Annotated in this window: 1 protein-coding gene; it reads left to right on the forward strand. The window is 39.1% G+C overall.

Annotated elements, in window-relative coordinates:
- Nucleotides 1–567: 567 nt before the first annotated feature.
- Nucleotides 568–2382, forward strand: a complete 1815-nt coding sequence (locus ACFO6W_RS26220; RefSeq protein WP_380002105.1) for a reverse transcriptase domain-containing protein — start codon at nt 568–570, stop codon at nt 2380–2382.
- The last annotated feature ends 53 nt before the right edge of the window (nt 2383–2435 follow it).

Raw genomic sequence — 2435 nt, forward strand, 5'->3', positions numbered from 1 at the left:
TTGAAAAAATAACCTATCATCACCCGGCTTATCCGTCAACGAAAGACGACGGGGAGTGTAGCATGCTCGGGAACGCCACAAGTGGACAAACTACCCTGTCTCGACTGAGTGGCTAGATGAAACGATAGATATGAGGATAAAGTCTGTATTGATTGAACGATAGTCTGAGCGGTCAGATGGTTAGGCTTTGACGTAAGGTAGTTATACGATTTCAAAAGAATCGAAACCCGTCATATCGTGGTACTCAAGCTCACCTTGCAGGGGCTTTGAGCAAAAGAACTTACTACGACGCAACTACATACATAGTAAAGGACGAAAGTCGTATCCGACAATCTATCTGCCAAACTAATCTGAATTTCAGATTATGTTATTGTGTACCTAAACGGGGATTACCTAAATCGGAAAGCCAGTTGTAAGGCTATGGGGTCTGCCCCTGAATATCCGACATGGTAACAGAGCCTCCGTAGTAGTCTGAGCAAGGGAAAGCCTTGTACACGCAGGTAAAACTGCACGGCGAAGGGGGGCAGTTAATTCAGTTTAATATGATTAAAGGAAATTGTGAGAGACATGAGAAATCCGGAAAAAGTATTAAACAGTCTAACCGAACACAGCAGCGACTTGACTTACAAGTTTGAAAGGCTGTACAGGATTCTGTTTAACGAGGAAATGTATTATCTTGCCTATGAGCGCATTTATGCTAAACCAGGCAACATGACCAAAGGTGTCGATGGGAAAACCATTGACGGCTTTAGTATATCCAAAGTTAAACAGTTGATTGATACGTTAAAAGATGAAACGTATCATCCTTATCCTTCCAAAAGGACATATATTCCAAAGAAAAATGGAAAGAAACGTCCTTTGGGCATTCCTGCATTTTATGATAAACTTCTGCAAGAGGCAATCAGACTTATTCTGGAAGCAATTTATGAAGGTAGTTTTGAGAAATCTTCTCACGGGTTCAGACCTAAGAAGAGTTGCCATACTGCTCTAAAAAGCATTCAGAATTCGTGTAATGGTACAAGGTGGTTTATCGAGGGCGACATTAAAGGATTCTTCGATAATATTAATCACGAAATACTGATTAGTATGCTGAAAGAGCGCATAGCAGATGATAGGTTCATAAGACTTATCCGTAAATTCCTTAATGCCGGATATATCGAGGATTGGGTATTTCGCAAATCGTATAGTGGAACTCCGCAAGGTGGAATTATCAGCCCAATTTTGGCTAATATCTATCTAGACAAGTTTGACAAATACATGAAAGAATATATCCTTAGATTTGATAAGGGAACAAGGAGAAAAGAAAATCCTATTGCCAAAAGACTTGGACATCAGAAAGCAAAGCTGAAAAAGAAACTCGAAAATGTAAACGATGAAACACAAAGAAAACAGCTTAATGAGCAAATACGAGAAATAATAAAAGAACGCCTGAAATATCCTGCTGGTGATGAAATGGATAGCAATATCAAACGTCTGAAATATGTGAGATATGCAGATGATTTTCTAATAAGCGTTATTGGAAGTAAAGAAGACTGTAAACAAATTAAAGATGATATCAAAAATTATTTGTATAATGTCTTAAAGTTGGAACTGTCGGACGAAAAGACACTGATAACCAATGCACAGAAATCAGCTAAATTTCTTGGATACGACATCTTTGTACGCAATTCCAATGATACCCATAGGGATAAGAACGGGCATCTAGTCAGAAGCTACGATCACAAGATCGTTCTTTATGTAACAACCGAAGTGATGCGAAACAAACTATTAGCCTATAACGCAGTGAAAATCACTAAGAAAAATGGCACGGAGTTTTGGAAGCCCACAGGACGTAGCTATATGAGAAATCTGGATGATCTGGAAATCATTAGCCAGTATAATTCGGAAATCATAGGCTTCTACAATTATTACTCAATCGCAAATAATAGCTGTATTATCGACTCCTTCTATAATATCATGGAGTACAGCATGTATAAAACGTATGCAGGCAAATACCGTACTTCCAAGAAAAAGATAATAGCAAAATACAAAAAGAAAGGTGTATTTGCTATTCCTTACACCAATAAGAGGGGGCACACTTTTTATCGAGAATTTTACGACAAAGGTTTCAAACGTAACGAAACACCTGATGTGAATCTAAATGACAGTCTTCCTAACACGATTGCTATAACAGGAGGTCGAAATGGACTTATAACGAGGCTGCAAGCCGGAGTTTGTGAACTTTGCGGTTCGACCGACGAACTCGAAATGCACCACGTCCGTAAACTCAAAGACCTGAAAGGCAAATCCGAATGGGAAGTTAAGATGATTGCTCGTAAACGAAAAACGTTAGCAGTATGTATAAAATGCCATCACAAGATACACGCAGGTACATTAGACTGAATGAATTAATGGAGAGCCGTATACGCAGGAATGTGTACGTACGGTTCGGAGGC

This window comes from Dysgonomonas termitidis (genome assembly GCF_042654545.1).
In the GTDB taxonomy this organism is placed as follows: domain Bacteria; phylum Bacteroidota; class Bacteroidia; order Bacteroidales; family Dysgonomonadaceae; genus Dysgonomonas; species Dysgonomonas termitidis.

Excerpts from the sequence above, each read along its gene's own strand:
- ACFO6W_RS26220 (WP_380002105.1), top strand. The coding sequence starts at position 568 with ATGAGAAATCCGGAAAAAGTATTAAACAGTCTAACCGAACACAGCAGC.